The organism is Varibaculum cambriense (assembly GCF_022133705.1).
GTDB lineage: Bacteria > Actinomycetota > Actinomycetes > Actinomycetales > Actinomycetaceae > Varibaculum > Varibaculum cambriense_A.
On the sequence record NZ_JAKNHJ010000003.1, the window covers coordinates 23,018 to 40,775 of the forward strand.

Consider the following 17,758-nt stretch of genomic DNA (forward strand, 5'->3'; position numbering starts at 1 on the left):
CACTTTTTCCAGCAGAGCCGGCAATCTTTGCATATTAAGCGGAAATTTTTCCCGGTATTAACTCTGAAAGTTCCGCTCTTGCCATCTTCTTCTCAAATTTTGGGTTTTTGTCTGAGCGCTACTTCCATACAACACGTTTCCCCGCCCTCTGCGGCCTCCCGGCCTCGTCTCCTAAAATAGTCGCTATGACCGATCGACTTGTTTTAGCCTCCGCTTCCCCGGCTCGCCTTAAAGTATTAACCCAGGCGGGTATTCCCCCACTTGCCTGGCCTGCCAATATTGACGAGGACGCGGTGAGAGCCGAACTAAACACCACCGATCCAGCGCAGGTAGTTACCGCTCTTGCCCAAGCGAAAGCCCGTCATATCGGTCAGTTATTAACTAGTCCCGATCGCTTACACCCTGGGGACTTCTCTCAAGGCGTTAAGGTCCGCGAAGAGTTGGAAAGCATTCCGGCAGGTGAACGTCTAGTGGTTGTAGGCTGCGATTCCATGCTGCTACTGAACGGCAAGTTACGGGGAAAGCCACACAGCTTTGAACGGGCTCTGATGCAGATTCATGAACTTTCAGGAGCTAGTCCCACTTTATTCACCGGCCACTGCGCCCTCGCCTTAAAGCGTTCTACTACCGGTTTTACCTGGGAAAACGAAGTCGCGGATCATTCGCAAGCCACCTTATATTTCAGTGAGATCACCGCAGAAGAATCCCGTGCTTACGCCAAAACCAAAGAACCACTAGAAGTTGCCGGAGGCTTTACCATCGATGGTTTAGGCGGGGCATTTATTGAATCAATTAAGGGCGATCCCCACGGAATTATTGGCATTTCTTTACCATTAGTGCGCAAACTATTAAATGAACTTGGCTTTTTTTGGCCAAACTTATGGAAGGTCTTACCAAACGAATCCTGAGCGGATAAGGTGGAGTTATGAGTGAAAGAAAAGCACGCGGGGTAGGCCTCGCAACCGTCAGCGAAACTGGTCAAACCCTGGATGTTTGGTATCCTCGCCCCTACCTAGGTGACCAACCCAACGAATCAGATGCCGAGCTAATCGAAAAACTAAGCCAGATTGAAGGACGCGATGATGGGCGCGGGGTTAACCGTACCGCTACCGTGGTAACGATCGATCTGGACGAATCTGCCCGCTCCACCGCCGATGCTTACTTGCGTTTACATCTACTTTCCCACCGGCTAGTAAAACCGAACACCATTAACCTAGATGGCATTTTTGCTCGTCTACCTACTGTTGCTTGGACAACCGAAGGCCCTTGTGCGGTCGAGGATTTTGAAAACACCCGTATGCGGATGCGTTTAAGCTTTGGCCACCCAATTCACCTACTTAGCGTAGATAAATTCCCTCCGATGGTTAACTATATTATTCCCTCCGGGGTACGCATCGCCGATGGTGCAAAAGTGCGTCTCGGCGCCTATTTAGCACCGGGTACCACCGTGATGCATGCGGCTTTCGTTAACTTTAATGCCGGCACCCTGGGGGCTTGCCTGATTGAGGGGCGAGTAGCACAAGGAGTGGTTATCGACGACGGCTCCGATATCGGAGGAGGCGCCTCCACCGCAACCACGGTTTCCAGCCAGACAGGCAAACAGATTTCACTAGGAAAACGCTGCCTACTGGGCGCAAACTCGGGGCTAGGAATCGCGCTGGGTGATGACTGCGTGGTGGAAGCCGGATTGAATTTGACTGCCGGCACCAAAGTGTCAGTTCTCCCCCACGCCGGGGTAGCCCCCACTGCGGAAGGGTACTTCGCGGAGCCAGTAGTAGTTGCCGCCTCGGAACTCTCGGGAGTTTCCGACGTCATCTTCCGGCGGAATTCCCAATCTGGTCGCGTAGAGGCACTGCCGCGGGCTGGTAAAGAAATAAAACTCCCCGCCACCTCCCGCATCAACCCGTAACTCTTATCCCGCCAAGCGCAGCGCGGAGCCGAGATTTTTCCTCCGGTACGGTTCGAGCCGTAAAAGCACTCGGGGGACCCCAGTGAGCCTTGCTTCGCTCGGCTCAAGCCCCCTCTCGCATCTTTTACCGCTCGAACCTTGTGCGCGGGGGATTAGTTTTATCCGAGCAGGCTAGGTGGGCGCAAAACTTGGAAAACGCCGCTACGTTTTCCAAGTTTTTGGGCAGGAGGAAAAACTAATCCCCCGCGCTGGGTACGCTATTGATTCTGCTTACGAGAATTACGACTGATGCCGCCAAGCAGCGGAGCGCTGACTGGCTACCCAGGCAGCGACCTGCGTGCGGCGCTGCAACCCCATTTTGGCCAGCAGCGAAGTGATATGGTTCTTCACGGTCTTTTCCGCCACCCCGAGCTTTTCCCCGATTTCCCGGTTAGAAAGTCCATCCCCGATTAGGTTTAGTACTTTGCGTTCTGCCGGGGTGAGATTGGCGGTAGGGTCTTCATTCCCGGCGCGGCGGCGGGTCACGGTGCGATCATCTAGCAGTACTCGCCCTCCGACTACTGCCCGGATAACATCGGTAATTTCAGCGCCGCGCACAGTTTTTAGCACATAGGCTTTTGCCCCGGCCTGCAGGGATTCCGCTAAGGCATCGTCATCATCAAAACTGGTGAGCACAATTGCCAGGGAATCTGGTGACACTTCCCGCAATTGTTTCATAACGTCAATACCGGTACCATCGGGCATTTGCAAATCTACCAGCACTACATCTGGACAAACCAGTTCGGCGCGGCGTACCGCATCTTCTACGGTTCCCGCTTCGGCCACTACCTCCATGCCGGCAGTTCGATCTACGATTTCGGCAATCCCCCGACGCACAATCTCGTGGTCATCAATGATCATTACCCGCGTGGGTTTTTCTACTGTCTGCGATTGCTGGATCTTCACCCTTTGATTCTACCTAATCCTCTCAGCAGGCAAATAACCTTTCCACAAAGTTGCACCTAGTGAGGTAGAGAAAGCTCCAAACACTCAGGTGGTTCCGGGTAACGGTGGCATTTATATTTACCAAACCCAGATGACAAGCTCCAGGGGTCCGGTTAATCCTGTAGCGGCTGACATTTCGGACAGTAGGTGGCGTTACGTCCTGATTGTTGCAGTTTCTCCAAGGTGGTGCCACAGGTTTTACAGGGCTGACCGCCGCGTCCATAAACCTTTAGTTCCTGCTCGAAATACCCGGGGTTTCCGCTGGTGTCCACGTACAGTTCATCAAAAGAGGTTCCGCCGTGTTTGATTGCGGTTTTCATGATTTCCCCGGCGCATTTAAACAGTTCCTGGATTTGCTTTTCTGAAAGAGAGTCTGCTCTCTGTCCCGGGTTTACCCCGGAAGCAAACAGGGTTTCGTCGGCGTAAATATTGCCGATCCCGGAAACTAACTTTTGATCCAAAAGGGAGTGTTTAATGGAACTCTTGCGTTTACGCACTGTGGTGGAAACTTTTTCTAAATCAACATGGGGATCGAGGGCATCGCGGGCCACATTCAGTTCCACATTGCGGGGAACTAGGTGGTGCTTTGCCCCCAGGCCTCCCGGTTTCTCATCTCTGGTTTCTACCAGTGGTTCTACTACCATACGTCCGAAAGTGCGTTGATCAACAAAGTTGACGGTTCTGTCGTCTTCCATAGTTAATCGCACCCGCAGATGTCCTTGATTTTTATGGGACAGCTCTATTTGCGGTTGGTTAATCAGCAATTGCCCGGACATTCCCAAATGAATCACTAGCGAATACAGGGTTTGTTTACCTTCTTGGTTTTCTCCCAGCAACCACAAAAACTTACCGCGCCGTACCGCAGCGGTAATGGTCCAGCCCTCTAGAGCAGCACAAAATCGTTTAATGTCCTGTCCCCGCAAAGAGCCAGGGAATAACACTTCGACCTGTTTTATCTTGGCACCCAGCAGCTGCGATTCTAAGCCGCGCCGCACAACCTCAACTTCTGGCAATTCTGGCATGTTTCAGTTCCCCTCAAAACCTCATGTAACCATCTAAATCTGACTGGCAAACGTTTTAAAACCCTAGGGGGGTAGTCACCCCGTGTTCTTCGCGTAGGGTCATAACCGCCTGGCGGGCGGCCTCATGTTCCGCCACTTTTTTCGAGCGTCCCTTACCGGATCCCAGTACCCGATCCCCGATTAGGGCTTGGGCAGTAAAGCGTCGATCATGATCAGGACCGGTGCCTTCTACCGAGAATTCAACAGTCCGCACCCCCAGCTGACCAGTAAGTTCTTGTAAGGTAGTCTTCCAGTCCATTACTGCTCCCCGCTCTAGGGCGTGATCCAGTAAATCCTGCAACAGGTTTTCAACTACTTTGCGAGTGGCTTCTAGTCCGTGACACAGGTAGGTTGCTCCAATCATTGCTTCTACCGTGTCGGAAAGGATCGAGTCTTTTTCTCGCCCTTTGGTTTTTTCTTCTCCGCGCCCTAGTAGTATGAATTCTCCCAGATTAATATCGCGGGCAACCCAAGCTAAAGCGGGCTGCGAAACCGTGGCCGATCGCATTTTTGCGAGATGACCCTCTGGGTGAGAGGGATAGGTCTTATACAGCCGTTCCGTGACTATCAGCTGTAAAACCGCATCTCCTAAAAATTCTAGGCGCTCATTATTGGGGAGATTATCTTGTTCGTGTGCAAAAGAACGATGAGTTAGTGCCAATACCACCATCTCGGGGTCTAACTCGATTCCCCATCTGGTTAGCAGCTCCGCTAGATCTTGCGAACCGCGACTCATTCGTCCTTTTTCTCCTGTTCCTCAAATAGGTTAGTTAACACTGACCAGCGCGGATCAATCTTTTCGTGGTGATGATCCGCACCCGCATTCGTTAGCATGATTCCACATTCGGGGCAAAGCCCGGGACAATCGGGAGCACAGAGCACCGAATAGGGAATCTGTGGAACGAGGGCGTCTATCAAAAGTGGTTCGAGATCCAATCGTGAATCTGGCTGCACCTGATAGGCCTCGTCCACGTCAGCATACACGATTGAGTCCTCACTCACCTCATTTAGCAGGTGCGCGAGTTCCTCGGGATAGTAGTAGACGCGACTCAAGGAAAAATCAAGGGTTTTTTCCACTGCTTTCAGACAACGCACGCACGCCCCTTCAGCGCGGGCTGTTCCGCTAACGCTCAGGGATACTCCCTCGGAAATTGCTACCGCTAGCAGCTGTAAGTCTAGGGACTGTCCCGCCGGAACCGCCATATCTTCGGTTCCGATAGCGGTAGGTAAAGTTACCTGCAGCTGCCAGGTTTTACTATCCCCCTCGCCAGTTCCTAATCCGGTTAGTTCTAGCGGGATTGCGGCCTTCTTTACTTGCTTCATGCCCCTTACCTTAAGGGGTATTCAGCTTCGGCGCTAGCAAGCCCAACCTCAGTTATTAGAACTGGGGGCGCTCCTGACGCGAAAACTGGGCGCGGCCGCTGCGAGTTTGCTCCGCGATTGCCCCCAGCAGTTCCTCTAATTGGGAAAGTGCCTGGTTAACGTACTGGTCAGACTGATCCATAAAGTCTTTGGCTTCCGCGCGCGCAGTGTCGGTCATCTGCTGCGCTGCTTGTTTCGCCTCGCGGTAAACATTGTCCTGCGAAACCAATTGATCCGCGCGGGCTCGTGCCTCCTGCAAGATCTGAGCCGCCTGCTCATTGGCTTGGGCAACGGTTTCTTCCGCCTGGGCGCTGGCGTGGGCGATTGCCGATTCTGCCTGCCGGTCAGCGTCATCGATAGTTTCCTGCGCCTTGGCATTGGCTTGCGCTATGGTATCTTCTGCGTTCTGGTTCGCTTCGGTAGTTACTCGCTCCGCTTCTGCGCGCGCATCCGAGATGGTCTGTTCGGCCTCTTCATCGGCGGCATCCAGCACTTTATTAGCATCGGCCACAATCCGATCCGCATTAACCAGGTCAGCCGGTAGTGCAGCGCGTGCATTGTCGAGCAGCTCTACCCCTTCGGCCTGGTTAATCATGACTGACGCAGAAAAGGGAACGCTGCGTCCGGCCTCAATCATCTCGCTCAGACGGTCAAGGACTGCGATAACGTCTGACGGTGCGTACTGCGGTTCTTCCTGGGGTTCCATATTCTTCCTTCCTGTTTTAGGCTGGCGGGTTGTCGGATTCACGGGTAGGGTTTTCATTTCCCGAGAACGCATCGAATTCTTGTTGCAGCGCCTGGGCTACTTCGGGGGGAACAAATCCGGAGACGTCTCCTCCGTAGGCAGCTATTTCTTTAACTACCGAGGACGAGATCAAAGCATTTTCGGGGGAAGTGGGAATCAAAATAGTGTCAATGCCGGAAAGCTGCCGGTTAGCGAAAGCCTGGGTCATTTCGCTGTCAGTGTCTTTGGAGTTACGAATCCCTTTTACCAGGGCTGCTGCCTGATAGCGGGTTGCGAGGTCACAAGCTAGCCCCTCCCAGGTAACTACCTGCACATTCGCTAGGTCTGCGGTGGCTTGAACGATAAATTCTTCGCGTTTGCTGGCCGGGAATAGATAGGTTTTCTTGGAGTTTTTCGCTACCGCCACGATCACGCGATCAAAAATATGGGCTGCGCGGCTAATTACGTCCAGATGCCCATAGGTAAGGGGATCGTAGGATCCGACGCAGACAACAGTACTCATAGCTACCAAAATACCGGTAAGCACTCCCGGTGCGGAGCGTCCCACGCGGACAAAGAGAGAAAACTAGGCTTGTGCACCTTCATTTTCCGGGTATTCGAGGGCGGGACGCAGTAGGTAAACCGCGCTTTCTCCGTAAAGTTTGCGCGATTCTTCCTCCCACTGCTCCGTTTCCCAATCGGGAGCCTCGTCGCGCGCCGAACGTTCCACCACTATCCAGGCGTCCGGGTCGCATAGCGGATGCAGCTGGTCTAGTACCTGCAGGATTTCGCTATTTTTCATAGCGTAGGGCGGATCAATAAAAACTAATTCCCACTGGGGATTGGGGTTAGCTCCTAAAAGGCGCGACGATAAGAACGAAAGAGCCGGCTGTACATATAGTTTTGCAGCGGAAAAAACTGGGGAGGCAGCCCGGTTCTTTCGGATCGTTTTGGCGGCGCTGTGGGCATGGTCTACCAAATCTAAGCTGAGCGCCCCGCGCGATAGCGACTCGAAACCGTAGGCTCCTGATCCGGCAAAAAGATCCAAAACACAGGCGTCTTCCGTGGCTCCGCGAGATTGCAGAGCGGAGAAGATTGCTTCCCGAACTCGATCTTGAGTGGGGCGCGTACCGGAGGAGGGTACGGCTAGCTGAGTACCTCGGGCAGTTCCAGCTATTATTCTCATCATGATGACATTCTAACCCTAGCGACGTTCACACAGTAGCAGCTCATGGTATAGCGATTACAGCGCACCCTATCCCCGTTCTAAAAATTCTCGTTCTTCTTCGCTAATCCGCCGCGATATCGCCTGGTGTAACCCGGGATGCTGTTTCAGCTGCGGATCGGCTTCAACCAGCCGTTTTGCATCCTTTCGTGCTTGGGAAATTGCGTCTTCGTCTGCCAATAGATCCAAAATTTTCAATGAGGAGGCGCGTCCCGATTGACTATCCCCCAAAATATTTCCGCTTTCGCGTAGACGTAAATCAATCGCCGCTAGCTCGAAACCATCGGTAGTTTTGGTGAAAGCATCGAGACGGTTACTGGCAAGGGTATCTGGCTGCGCCCCCGACCAGACCAGACAGATGCCTGCGAACTTGCCGCGCCCGACCCTCCCGCGCAGCTGGTGTAACTGGGCGAGCCCGAAACGGTCGGCATCGAGGATTACCATCATGGTTGCTTGAGACACGTCTACTCCCACTTCAATTACAGTGGTAGACACCAAAAGGGGCGTTTTCCCGCTTATGAAATCAGCCATCGCACGGTCTTTTTCTTCCGCATCCATTTGACCGTGTAGCATCCCGATTTCGATTCCGGCAAGTGCCGGTAGCGTGCGCAACTGGCTTACGGTGTCGTAAACGTTAGCGAGGGGTTCTTTTTCGGCTGCTACGCTGGCCTGCGCGTCGTCCTCGTCCTCTATCAGGGTCACCCCTTCTTCGCTTTGCATACCGGGTTTAATCGCCGGACACACCACAAATACCTGATGACCAGCTTTGATTTCTTCGGCGGCGCGTTGCCAGGTACGGGCTGTCCAGCTCTGATTAGCGGTATCTACCCGGAAAGTCTCGACTTTGGCTCGCCCTGGCGGCATCCCTTGCAAGGTCATATAATCAAGATCCCCAAAAGAGGTCATCGCTACCGAGCGCGGTATTGGGGTTGCGGTCATCACCAGCAGATGGGGAGTGCCCGATTCAGCTTGGCGCAACCGGTCGCGCTGACGCACTCCGAACTTGTGCTGTTCATCGATAACCACCACGCCGGGAGAAGTAAGTATTACCCGTTTAGATAGTAGCGCATGAGTTCCCACAATCAGTGCTGGTTGCCCCGTTTTAAGCGCCTCTAAAGTGCGGCGTTTTTCCGCGGCCGGCATCGAGGATGTCAGGCGATAAATCGGGACTCCCTGCCCCCCGCGCAAACTAAACCCTCCCGGCTGAGCCAGCTCCCCTAACAGGTTAGTGAGAGTGGCAAAATGTTGTTGTACCAGAACTTCGGTGGGCGCCATGAAGATCCCTTGCCGGCCTCCATCTACGGCTCGCAGCATTGCCAGCAGGGACACCACGGTTTTCCCCGATCCCACATCCCCTTGCAATAACAAATTCATTGGGCGCGCAGATGCTATCCGCTGATCAATATCGGTTAAGGCCTGCTGTTGGGAGTCGGTTAGGGTAAAAGGCAGCGCGGAGGCAACCTGCTCGGTAAAGCCCCCGGGTACCGCTTGCAGAATCGGGGCATCTTCAGCCAGAACTTGCCGCCGCTGGGCTAAAGCCGCCTGCAATACAAAGGCTTCTTCGTAGCGGAAACGCTGGCGAGCTGCCTCATATTGCTCGCGAGTTTGCGGGCGATGAATCTGCTCCAGCGCTGTGTTTAGTTCCAATAGCCCCTGTTCTGCGCGAATATCGGCAGGCAGGGGGTCATCGAAAGGTTGGGACTTTAATAGCTCTAAAACTACCGCAATCGCTTTTTGGGTAGTCCAAGTCGGCAGCCCTGCCTTCGCGGGATAAATCGGTTCAGGACGCTGTGCCTGCATTTTAGCAGCCTGATTGCTGGTGGCATCGAGGTTTTCGTCTTCCACCTCCTGATAGGAAGGGTGGGACAGTTGCAGGCGTCCGCGGTACATACTGGGGCGACCAGAAAAGAGTTTTGTTTGCCCCACCTGCAACTGGGAGGACATCCAGTTGATTAGGTGCTGGCTTTTTGCCCAAAATACCGCATCCATGAGCCCTTCCCCATCGCTTAGTTGCAGGGAAAGCATCCATTTTCCTCCGCGGGTACGACGCCGGGAAGAGTCAGAGATTTGGGCGATTACCGATTGTTCTTCCCCTAAGATTAGCCCGGAAAAAGCCGTGAGTTCACCTAACTCGTGATAGCGCCGCGGAAAAAAATACAGCAGTTCCAGGGGAGTTTCAATCCCAAATTTCTTTTCTAGTTTTCCACCTGCCCGTCCCAAGATTTTCTTTAAAGATTCACCGGCCAGGGAGTTGGTTTTATCGCTCACGAAGACAGCACCCCCACTACGGTGGCTCCGCTTTGCCCGCCGCTAATCAGTTCGATCCGGATTCCCGGAGCCCCTTGGAACAGTGCGTTTTGTACCCGGGAGATCAGTTCTGAGTCTTCTCCGTGCCCGCTCAAGATCCTTGCCTGCACATCATCACGGTTCACCGAGGAAGAGAGTAACTCAAAAGGCATTTGCGGGGAAACGCTAAAAGTACGCTGCCTGGCCAGGGAATCAAAAGTGCGCGAACGCTGCAACTGGATTAATTCGGCGGGCGTAATTGCGGAAGATACCACTTGGGTGAGGGTGCGGGCAGCTTCTAGTACTTGCAGGTCATCTTGCGTGGGAGCCACCATCAGATCGATACCTTGATCTTTGGCGGGTCGAACTAGGTTGGTTAGCTCCGCCGCGCTCACCTGGTCACAGGGCAAGACTTGCACTACTTCTTGTTCCATTTCCGCGATTACCGGCAGTATTTGCAGGGGGATTCCCCGGCGAGAATACACTACCGTAGCCCCCAAGTTAGCTATGTCTGCTACCAGGCCGGGAGCCGAAGTGTAGGCTAACACCGCTGGTCTAATGGGGTGGATCGTATGGGAAGACCCCAGACTCACCAGGTTGGAAGTCGAGGCTTCGGTTTCGACTGGTAGCGGCGGGCGAATCAAAACCATTCCCGATTTTTCGGGTAAAAGTTCGATTACTCTGCGCGGATGCCGGCTGCGCACCAGCAATATGCGCGGCCCAATTCCCAGCATGTCCGCCCTGCCGGTCATCGCCCCATAAACCCCGTTTTCTTCTAACTGCCTGCGTAGTTCCTCAAAACGTGAGTTATCGGTTTCTCCGCGCCAAGTAAGCATCAAAGAGTTCATTTGCCCGGGCGCATGCACTGCAGAATGGGACTGCGGAACCATATCCCGTACCATCTGCAAACTGGTATTTACCGCCCCAACTTCTTGCTGATTTTCTCGCGCATAAGTTTCCAGCATGGCCGCTATTAAAAGCATTAATACCGCTGCCCGGGCGTCGGGACGTCCTCGGTTATCTTCCGCGCCCTCAACTAAGGCAACTTGGCTCGCCAGCCAAGCCCGCGAAAGAATGTCTTCGATCGACATTTGTTCTGGCTGGGTTTCTAGCTCCGCATTTACCTCCTCTATCAGCCCCGATAGGGTGGGAGGATCTAGGCGCTCAACTGCGGGCAGCAGGCAGCGATCAGGGCAATCTCTACTGGAACGCAATATTTTTAACAGCTGGACTGGGTTTAGGGTGGGGGCGCTGGTCGCCCCGGCAGCAACGCTGGCTAACTCCGCCAGTACAATCCCGATCATTCCTCTGGCTCCCGCCAAGGAGGCATCGGCAACTGCCTCTAACACCCAGCGTGCATCCTTATCGGCACCGGCAGGTAATCCGGCAACGGTCAGCGCCACCTTGTCCCAGGTGTATAGGGCATTGGCTCCGGTGTCGGAGTCAAGTTCACTGTGTAGATCCATGGCATCTAGGGCTGACTGACCCGCCTGTAGAACTTCCCCGCTAATCTTTACCCAGGTGCGGATATTAGCCCCGGTCACCAGAAGGTCAATCCGTTCGGCAGATTCCAGGGTTTGTGCCACATTTTCCCGATGCCGTTTAGCTTTTGGTTTCGCCGACTTCGTCGCTACCGGCGGTACTTCGAAATCAAGTAAACCGGTGGTTCCGTTAGGCTCGGCGCTCTGCGGCACTTGCGCCGAATTATCTTTTTTTCTTTGGGCACGAGGACGCGCAGGGGTTTTGCTCTTCTTGGCATTTTGGTTGCCGCTCTCGGTACCCTTTTCCCCCTGGAAATCATCTGTTTGGGAAGCAGCTGCAGTTTTAGCAGTTTTAACCGAGTTTTTATCTCGGGCGGCGCGAGCGAAATCTGCAAAAGAAAACAGATCCGCGAGGGGTTGTTCTTCTCCCACCGCCGCCTCCTTCATTACCTAAAGATGCACAGGGTTATCTCCTGCTTGCTCTAATAGTTTAGCGAGTTTTCAGTGAAGCCCGGCACAATAACCACCTGGTAGTTGGCTGTTGCCCCTCTAATCAGTTAACCTAGTCGGGTTGCCGATATCTGGATATCTTATCCCAGAACTAGAAGAATACTTGAAGGAGACTATCGTGGCTGCCACCTGTGACATCTGCGGAAAAGGCCCCGGTTTCGGGAAGAGCGTTTCGCACTCCCACCGGCGCACGAACCGCCGTTTTAACCCGAATATTCAAAGCGTGCGTGCAGTTGTTGGTAGCACGCGCAAGCGCATGAATGTTTGCACCAAATGCCTCAAATCTGGGCGGGTAGCTCGCTAGCTGAGAGGTAAAAATTGGCGCCGTCTGCGAAACGCAGGCGGCGTTTTTATTTCTAGCTCCTTTTACTGGCGTCCCGGCCGCCCCCCCTACCGAAGGCGTGATGTGAGGAAGTTCAAAGGCCACCGGAGGGTTCTCAGCTTTCCTTAAGGCGCCCTGGTCTGCTAGGTTAGTTAGTAACCGACCAGGAAACTGGTGCGAAAGTGGAGGTTTTCCCACCTGGATGCTCTCGGGTATCGGGTAAGAACAGATGCTTAACGCGTCTGCGCGTTTTTCGCTGCCTCCGCCAAACAAGCGGGGGCTTTTCTTATTTGGTAAAGCCTCCAGAAATCTCAAGCAAGGAGTAGCTATCAGCAACGAGACACGCATTAATGACCGCATCCGGGTGAAAGAAGTACGCCTAGTTGGCCCCAGTGGTGAACAGGTAGGGGTAGTCCGGATCGAGGATGCATTGCGCCTAGCCACCGAAGCGGGCTTGGATCTAGTGGAGGTCGCGCCTACCGCGAAACCTCCGGTTTGTAAGTTGATGGATTACGGCAAGTTCAAATACGAGGCCGCACAAAAGGCTCGTAACGCTCGCCGCAACCAGGCAAACTCCCAGTTGAAAGAGATTCGTTTCCGTCTAAAGATCGATGACCATGACTACGAAACCAAGAAAGGTCACGTAGTGCGGTTCCTTGAAGGCGGGGACAAAGTGAAAGTCATGATTATGTTTCGCGGGCGTGAACAGTCTCGCCCAGAGCTTGGCGTAAAACTATTAGAGCGCCTAGCCGAGGACGTAACCGAGATGGCCACCGTAGAATCAATGCCCCGCCAAGACGGGCGCAATATGACTATGGTGCTGGCTCCCACGAAACGTAAACACCACACCAAGTCGGATCAGCGTCGTCGCCGTGATCAACAAAGCGGCGAGACTATGAACCGGCAACAACTTAAGGATGCCCGTAAAGCGCGGAAAGCTAAAGAGGCTCAGGAAGCTGCAGCCGCCGCGAGAGCAAAAAAGTAGGGACGTCCTAACGCCTAAGAAACAGGCAGAACCACCGGCGTGCCGGTAGAGAGGAAATACAATGCCGAAGATGAAGACGCACTCCGGTGCGAAGAAGCGCTTCCGCAGAACCGGAAGCGGCAAACTGATGCGGGAAAAGGCGGGCAAACGCCACCTGCTAGAACACAAGTCTTCAAAACAGACCCGTCGCCTCAGCCGTGATCAGGTAGTGGCTCCTGCCGATACCAAGCGCATAAACAAACTGCTGGCTGGCAACAAGTAGGCAAGGAGAGGATTAAGAGATATGGCACGCGTAAAACGAGCAGTCAACGCCAAGAAGAAACGTCGCACCGTACTGGATCGCGCCTCTGGTTACCGTGGTCAGCGTTCCCGCCTGTACCGTAAGGCCAAAGAACAGCTGCTGCACTCGGGCGTTTATTCCTACAACGATCGCCACAAGCGCAAGAATGATTTCCGTAAACTGTGGATTCAGCGGATCAATGCCGCTTGCCGCGCCCAGGGCATGACCTACAACCGGTTCATCCAGGGTCTGCGCCTAGCGGAAATCGAAGTTGACCGCCGGATGCTTTCCGAACTCGCGGTTTACGATATTGACACCTTTAATCAGCTGGTAGAAAAAGCGAAAGCTGCTCTACCTGAGGACGTAAACGCTCCAGCTGCTTAAAGCCCCTTAAAGAAGTTAGCTTTTTGCTTAATCTACGCCTAGACACGATTGATAATCCTCGCTCCCAGCGAGTGCGGACACTGGTCAATCTGTCTAGGCGTAGTTTTCGTTTAAAGCAAGGACTGCTCCTGGTAGAAGGACCGCAATCCTGCGCCGAGCTGCTGCGTTTTTATCCGGAAGCGGTTCGGGATATTTATCTTTGTCACCGTGCTCCCGAGCCCGCTATCCAGGTGGCGAGGACGGCTCTAGGGATTACCCGCTGGGTACATCCGGTTACCCCCTCGGTAATGAAGTTATTCGCGCCCTCGGCGCAAGGAATTGCGGCTACCGCCGAGCTTTCGCTGCTCTCTGGCGACAAGCTTCCACCCGCGGAGGTTTCGGAAGAGGGCGCCTGGGCAGTATGTGCGCGGGTACAAGACCCTGGGAACCTGGGGACGATTATTCGGATTGCAGATGCCTGCGGCCTGGCCGGCGTCTTAGCCCTATCGGGCTGCGCTGATGTTTCTAGCCCGAAAGTTATTCGCGCCAGCGCTGGAAGCCTATTCCACTTGCCGGTCTATTCCGGCGCGTCTTTTGCCGATTTAGCGAGGCTGAGCGAGGAAAATGACGGCTACCTGGTGGGGCTCTCGGGAGCGGCCGAAATAGATTTACCTACCTTTACTACCGCTAGTAACGCAACCGCCTCTCCCCTGTTTATTTGCCTGGGTAATGAAGCCCAAGGTTTAAGTAGCGAGGAAATCGCCCTCTGTAATGAAACTATCGCCATCCCTATGTGGGGAAAGGCAGAATCCTTAAACGTGGCAACCGCCGCCGCAATCGCCCTGCACGCCATCGCCAGTGCCCGCGCTCGCTAAAAGCAATCCGCCTTAAATCGCCCTATCCAGGGAAAATGACAAATATCATTTCTAAAAAGTGACAAACCCTGATGGTATAGCGCCAGATTAACCGCGATAATTTGGGTATGAAAGAACAAGCAGACCCCAACCTATCTACCTCCATAAAGGTAGTGGATAAAGAAGCATTAACAAATGCTGCCGGAATAGCAGAAAGTTACGAAACTACCCGGAAAAGTAGAGAAAATAAATCCCTTATTTCCGCTACCCCAAAGCCGGCAATAGCGACTCAAAACCTGACCCAAACTTTTGGCGCAATCCGCGCCCTGAACAATATAACTTTAACTATTCCAACCGGAAAAGTAACCGCTCTGCTTGGACCAAATGGAGCCGGAAAATCAACCCTAATTGATTTAGCTACCGGACTTACCAAACCAAAATCCGGTAACATTAAAGTATTCGGTTTAGATCCCTTACGTGCCGTTCGCTGCGGCAGGATAGGAGTTAGTCAGCAAAGCGGTACTTTTCCGGAAATACTCACAATTAAATCCGCCTTACAACTCCTAGCTGCAGCTTGGCCAAAACATTTGCCAATAGAGCAATTAATGGAGCTTTGCGATCTGAATAAAATAGCCAAACGGAAAATAAAAAAGTGTTCTGGCGGAGAAGTTCAACGGCTTAAACTTGCTTTAGCGCTCCTACCTAATCCGGATTTACTTATTCTTGACGAAGCCACCACCGGAATGGATGTGAACGCAAGAGCAGCATTTTGGCAGATTATGCACCACCTAGCCCAGCAGGAGCGCACGATTGTTTTCGCCACCCACTATTTAGCGGAAGCCGAAGATTTCGCGCACAATATATCCATCCTCGATCACGGGCAGTTGGCAGCCAGCGGCAGTCCCGATAAGATTCGTTCCCTGGCACGTTCACACCTATCTGCCCTATTACCGGAGTCGTCACGCACCGGCGCTCAGCGCGCCCTCGCCAAAGTCCAAGGAGGGCGAAACTGGAATATCTGGTTCGATAACGAGCGTATCCATATAGATGGTGCTGACCTTGATGATGCGTTACGCACCCTCGCCCAATTCGATGAAGCCACAGATTTCAGCCTCACCAGGGCATCCTTAGATGAAGCCTTTACCCATATCACCCAGGAAGCACATAGTTAAGATGCCGATTGCGAATGACCACTCGTCCTTAAAAAAGAGAAATACCATGTCGAAAAATAATGATTCTCCTCTAAATACAAAAACCGATAATAAAACGTTAAAAATGCTGGATTTTCCCGCCCCCAGTAAAAGGCAATCCCCCTATAGCTCCTGGCAGAATCTAGGATTAATTATGCGGCGTTGCTTTTTTGTTTGGGTACATCCGACTACTTTAATTCTATTTACTTTTATCCCGATAGCCTGTTTCTCGATTTTCGGTTTAGGGCAGGAATACTCGAATATCGATTTAGGGGAAACCACAATTGCCGGATCCATCATGTGCAATATGTGTCAATACTCGGTAGTATTTGTCGCCGCCTGTATCACTGCCCGTATCGGCACCGAACAGGCAACCGGCTGGACGCGACAAATCGCCCTCACCCCGATAACTTCCCGGCTGTATGGCACTGGCCGCGTTATCGCGACCGCTATTTCTTGCCTGGCAATGACCATTATTACTTACAGTTACGGGTTCGCTACCGGGGTACGCATGAGCGCAAAGGCTCTAATATTATCCCTAGGTGTTTTAGTAATTTCCGCACTTTTCGGAGCGGTATTTGGATTATTAACAGGTCTGCTCATCCCCTCAGATGCGGCGCAAGGAATAGTTGGAGGCGGCTCGTCACTAATCGCTATTTTTTCGGGAATGTTTACTCCTTTAGAACAGATGGGCGCGTTTGTCCAAAAACTGGGTGAGTTTATGCCTATGTGGGGATATAACCAGCTTTTACAAGCCACATTTAATAATCAAACTATTTTGGGGTGGAAAATCTATTTGAATATGGCAGTGTGGACTGTGCTGCTATTGGGAATAGTGTTAGCGTTACTGCAACGAAAAAAGTCGTAGTTACCGCCTAGAACTTTATCGCCGATAATGCCAGCAAAACTGACTAGCGACTGGTGGAAATGAGGGAATATGTTAAAAAATAGGGACTCTTGGGCTTTCGCTTTCCCTCCCCTACTATTTCTTATTCTGCCCCTTTACTATATGTCGGCAGGATTTCCACAAATCAGTTACCTTGTCGCTTTCTTTTTGATGGTGCTGTTTGGCGCCTTCTACGTGGCGGCTTGGCTACAAATCCCCTATCGTCCGCGCCGTTTATCCTCGCTTAATATCGCTATTCTAGCCGGGCTAATCGCCACCTATTTGGGAGGATGGTGGATAGCGGGAATTAACGCCCCGGTAGCCTTTCAAGCTTCCTATCTTTGCTCGGTAGCTATATTTTTACTGCCTGCTCGTCTTGACTATTACGCATTAGGGATAATTTATCTGCTGACAATGCTGCAAGTAGCTATCTCTCCCTCTATAACCCACTGGTCGGCGGTGCTGATAACTATCTTTACTTCTTTAGCCTGCTTTGCTGGTCGCAGCTCCGTTGAGGCTGAAAAACGCCGGACGCTGGCGGCAGCTAGTGAAACACAGGCGGCTAAAATGCGCGAGCGAGCCAGGATTAACGCTGATTTGCATGATGTTTTAGGGCAGACCTTAACGGCTATTTCCTTAAATGCTCAGCTCAGTTCCCGGCTTTTGGAACAAGGCAGGAATCAGGACGCGGCCTCGGCTCTCCGCACTGTTCAGCTCCTTTCACGACAGGCTCTCGCGGATGTGCGACAGGTGGTTAGCGCTTCTCGCGAGACTGTAATCGCTGAAGAAATAGAAAATGCACGGGCACTTTGCCAGGCAGCAAATATCACTTTTTCTGTTAGCGCCCTGGATACTATCAAGCCCGAAATCGAGAATCTGGCTGCTTGGATGATTCGCGAGGGAATCTCTAATCTGGTTCATCATTCCGGCTCCGACAAGGCCTGGCTGCTCTGCACCGCTAAAAGCGTTTGTTTAATCGATAACGGTAAAGGTTACCAGGAGCTAGTTTCAGATAGTGATAACGCCGGGTCAAGTGGTAACGATGCTACCGGTAATGGTCTTTGCGGTCTTAAGGACAGAGCCAAAAATCTAGCAGTTATTTCTTACGGTAACCTGTTTAGCTCGGCTTGGGAGCAGCTAATAGCTATAGACCCCGAGATTTCTACCAGGGCAGATGAGCTGATTTTACCCCCTAAATATCCTCGTAAACGCCCTCATGGATTCTTCCTTGCGCTTTATACTCGCTAGCTTGCGGCGCAGTTCATTTAAGGCACTCGCCGAAAACCAGTCATTTGTCGCTACTGCGAGTGTTGTGCCTGATACTTGTGGTACTTAC

The 17,758-nt window shown here is 52.7% G+C and carries 19 protein-coding genes; 10 read left to right on the forward strand and 9 right to left on the reverse strand.

Annotated elements, in window-relative coordinates; translation table 11 throughout:
- The first annotated feature begins 185 nt into the window (after positions 1-185).
- Together L0M99_RS01800 and dapD are read left to right on the forward strand one after the other, a co-directional pair.
- Positions 186-908, forward strand: a complete 723-nt coding sequence (locus L0M99_RS01800; protein ID WP_024059255.1) for a Maf family protein — start codon at positions 186-188, stop codon at positions 906-908.
- Between the two features lie 17 nt (positions 909-925).
- Positions 926-1,909, forward strand: a complete 984-nt coding sequence (dapD, locus tag L0M99_RS01805; protein ID WP_238127518.1) for a 2,3,4,5-tetrahydropyridine-2,6-dicarboxylate N-succinyltransferase — start codon at positions 926-928, stop codon at positions 1,907-1,909.
- A gap of 279 nt (positions 1,910-2,188) precedes the next feature.
- On the opposite strand, the gene L0M99_RS01810 is transcribed toward dapD, so the two are convergent.
- The 9 genes from L0M99_RS01810 to L0M99_RS01850 form a co-directional block, all read right to left on the reverse strand.
- The gene (locus tag L0M99_RS01810; protein ID WP_038109924.1) at positions 2,189-2,809 is read right to left on the reverse strand and encodes a response regulator; all 621 of its coding nucleotides are present in this window, start codon (positions 2,807-2,809) and stop codon (positions 2,189-2,191) included.
- Between the two features lie 197 nt (positions 2,810-3,006).
- Complete coding sequence (mutM, locus tag L0M99_RS01815) at positions 3,007-3,915, reverse strand: bifunctional DNA-formamidopyrimidine glycosylase/DNA-(apurinic or apyrimidinic site) lyase (RefSeq protein WP_024059258.1); 909 nt, start codon at positions 3,913-3,915, stop codon at positions 3,007-3,009.
- Positions 3,916-3,970: 55 nt separating this feature from the next.
- Positions 3,971-4,690 (reverse strand): ribonuclease III, encoded by a 720-nt coding sequence (rnc, locus tag L0M99_RS01820; protein ID WP_238127519.1) that lies wholly within the window; start codon positions 4,688-4,690, stop codon positions 3,971-3,973.
- Positions 4,687-5,277: a YceD family protein gene (locus L0M99_RS01825; protein ID WP_238127520.1), complete on the reverse strand. Its 591-nt coding sequence runs from the start codon at positions 5,275-5,277 to the stop codon at positions 4,687-4,689. Before L0M99_RS01825 ends, rnc begins: the two co-directional genes overlap by 4 nt.
- Before the next feature lie 55 nt (positions 5,278-5,332).
- Entirely contained in the window at positions 5,333-6,022 is a 690-nt protein-coding gene (locus L0M99_RS01830) for a hypothetical protein (protein ID WP_238127521.1), read from the reverse strand.
- A gap of 16 nt (positions 6,023-6,038) precedes the next feature.
- Positions 6,039-6,563: a pantetheine-phosphate adenylyltransferase gene (gene coaD / locus L0M99_RS01835; protein WP_238127522.1), complete on the reverse strand. Its 525-nt coding sequence runs from the start codon at positions 6,561-6,563 to the stop codon at positions 6,039-6,041.
- A gap of 63 nt (positions 6,564-6,626) precedes the next feature.
- On the reverse strand, positions 6,627-7,229 hold the full coding sequence (locus tag L0M99_RS01840) for an RsmD family RNA methyltransferase (RefSeq protein ID WP_238127523.1): 603 nt from the start codon (positions 7,227-7,229) through the stop codon (positions 6,627-6,629).
- A gap of 66 nt (positions 7,230-7,295) precedes the next feature.
- Positions 7,296-9,533 carry an ATP-dependent DNA helicase RecG gene (locus tag L0M99_RS01845; protein WP_238127524.1) on the reverse strand — a complete coding sequence of 746 codons (2,238 nt, stop codon included), beginning with the start codon at positions 9,531-9,533 and terminating at the stop codon, positions 7,296-7,298.
- On the reverse strand, positions 9,530-11,464 hold the full coding sequence (locus L0M99_RS01850; RefSeq protein ID WP_238127525.1) for a hypothetical protein: 1,935 nt from the start codon (positions 11,462-11,464) through the stop codon (positions 9,530-9,532). Before L0M99_RS01850 ends, L0M99_RS01845 begins: the two co-directional genes overlap by 4 nt.
- 196 nt (positions 11,465-11,660) lie before the next feature.
- Between L0M99_RS01850 and rpmB the strand changes: the two genes are divergently transcribed.
- The 8 genes from rpmB to L0M99_RS01890 all read left to right on the forward strand — a co-directional run bounded on the left by rpmB (position 11,661) and on the right by L0M99_RS01890 (position 17,670).
- Positions 11,661-11,846, forward strand: a complete 186-nt coding sequence (gene rpmB, locus L0M99_RS01855; protein ID WP_038109147.1) for a 50S ribosomal protein L28 — start codon at positions 11,661-11,663, stop codon at positions 11,844-11,846.
- Between the two features lie 247 nt (positions 11,847-12,093).
- Positions 12,094-12,849: a translation initiation factor IF-3 gene (gene infC, locus L0M99_RS01860; RefSeq protein WP_238127526.1), complete on the forward strand. Its 756-nt coding sequence runs from the start codon at positions 12,094-12,096 to the stop codon at positions 12,847-12,849.
- A gap of 61 nt (positions 12,850-12,910) precedes the next feature.
- On the forward strand, positions 12,911-13,111 hold the full coding sequence (gene rpmI, locus L0M99_RS01865; protein ID WP_238127527.1) for a 50S ribosomal protein L35: 201 nt from the start codon (positions 12,911-12,913) through the stop codon (positions 13,109-13,111).
- A 21-nt stretch (positions 13,112-13,132) separates the two neighbouring features.
- Positions 13,133-13,513, forward strand: coding sequence for a 50S ribosomal protein L20 (rplT, locus tag L0M99_RS01870; protein ID WP_024059267.1), 381 nt, complete (start codon positions 13,133-13,135; stop codon positions 13,511-13,513).
- Between the two features lie 23 nt (positions 13,514-13,536).
- Positions 13,537-14,367: a TrmH family RNA methyltransferase gene (locus L0M99_RS01875; protein ID WP_238127528.1), complete on the forward strand. Its 831-nt coding sequence runs from the start codon at positions 13,537-13,539 to the stop codon at positions 14,365-14,367.
- 107 nt (positions 14,368-14,474) lie between these two features.
- Positions 14,475-15,518 carry an ABC transporter ATP-binding protein gene (locus L0M99_RS01880; protein ID WP_238127529.1) on the forward strand — a complete coding sequence of 348 codons (1,044 nt, stop codon included), beginning with the start codon at positions 14,475-14,477 and terminating at the stop codon, positions 15,516-15,518.
- A gap of 46 nt (positions 15,519-15,564) precedes the next feature.
- Positions 15,565-16,404 (forward strand): ABC transporter permease, encoded by an 840-nt coding sequence (locus L0M99_RS01885; RefSeq protein ID WP_238127530.1) that lies wholly within the window; start codon positions 15,565-15,567, stop codon positions 16,402-16,404.
- A gap of 69 nt (positions 16,405-16,473) precedes the next feature.
- The gene (locus L0M99_RS01890) at positions 16,474-17,670 is read left to right on the forward strand and encodes a sensor histidine kinase (protein WP_238127531.1); all 1,197 of its coding nucleotides are present in this window, start codon (positions 16,474-16,476) and stop codon (positions 17,668-17,670) included.
- Positions 17,671-17,758: the final 88 nt, after the last annotated feature.

Coding starts and splice junctions, on each gene's coding strand:
- L0M99_RS01800 (WP_024059255.1), top strand. CDS start 186: ATGACCGATCGACTTGTTTTAGCCTCCGCTTCCCCGGCTCGCCTTAAA.
- dapD (WP_238127518.1), top strand. CDS start 926: ATGAGTGAAAGAAAAGCACGCGGGGTAGGCCTCGCAACCGTCAGCGAA.
- L0M99_RS01810 (WP_038109924.1), bottom strand. CDS start 2,809: ATGATCATTGATGACCACGAGATTGTGCGTCGGGGGATTGCCGAAATC.
- mutM (WP_024059258.1), bottom strand. CDS start 3,915: ATGCCAGAATTGCCAGAAGTTGAGGTTGTGCGGCGCGGCTTAGAATCG.
- rnc (WP_238127519.1), bottom strand. CDS start 4,690: ATGAGTCGCGGTTCGCAAGATCTAGCGGAGCTGCTAACCAGATGGGGA.
- L0M99_RS01825 (WP_238127520.1), bottom strand. CDS start 5,277: ATGAAGCAAGTAAAGAAGGCCGCAATCCCGCTAGAACTAACCGGATTA.
- L0M99_RS01830 (WP_238127521.1), bottom strand. CDS start 6,022: ATGGAACCCCAGGAAGAACCGCAGTACGCACCGTCAGACGTTATCGCA.
- coaD (WP_238127522.1), bottom strand. CDS start 6,563: ATGAGTACTGTTGTCTGCGTCGGATCCTACGATCCCCTTACCTATGGG.
- L0M99_RS01840 (WP_238127523.1), bottom strand. CDS start 7,229: ATGATGAGAATAATAGCTGGAACTGCCCGAGGTACTCAGCTAGCCGTA.
- infC (WP_238127526.1), top strand. CDS start 12,094: ATGCTTAACGCGTCTGCGCGTTTTTCGCTGCCTCCGCCAAACAAGCGG.
- rpmI (WP_238127527.1), top strand. CDS start 12,911: ATGCCGAAGATGAAGACGCACTCCGGTGCGAAGAAGCGCTTCCGCAGA.
- rplT (WP_024059267.1), top strand. CDS start 13,133: ATGGCACGCGTAAAACGAGCAGTCAACGCCAAGAAGAAACGTCGCACC.
- L0M99_RS01880 (WP_238127529.1), top strand. CDS start 14,475: ATGAAAGAACAAGCAGACCCCAACCTATCTACCTCCATAAAGGTAGTG.
- L0M99_RS01885 (WP_238127530.1), top strand. CDS start 15,565: ATGTCGAAAAATAATGATTCTCCTCTAAATACAAAAACCGATAATAAA.
- L0M99_RS01890 (WP_238127531.1), top strand. CDS start 16,474: ATGTTAAAAAATAGGGACTCTTGGGCTTTCGCTTTCCCTCCCCTACTA.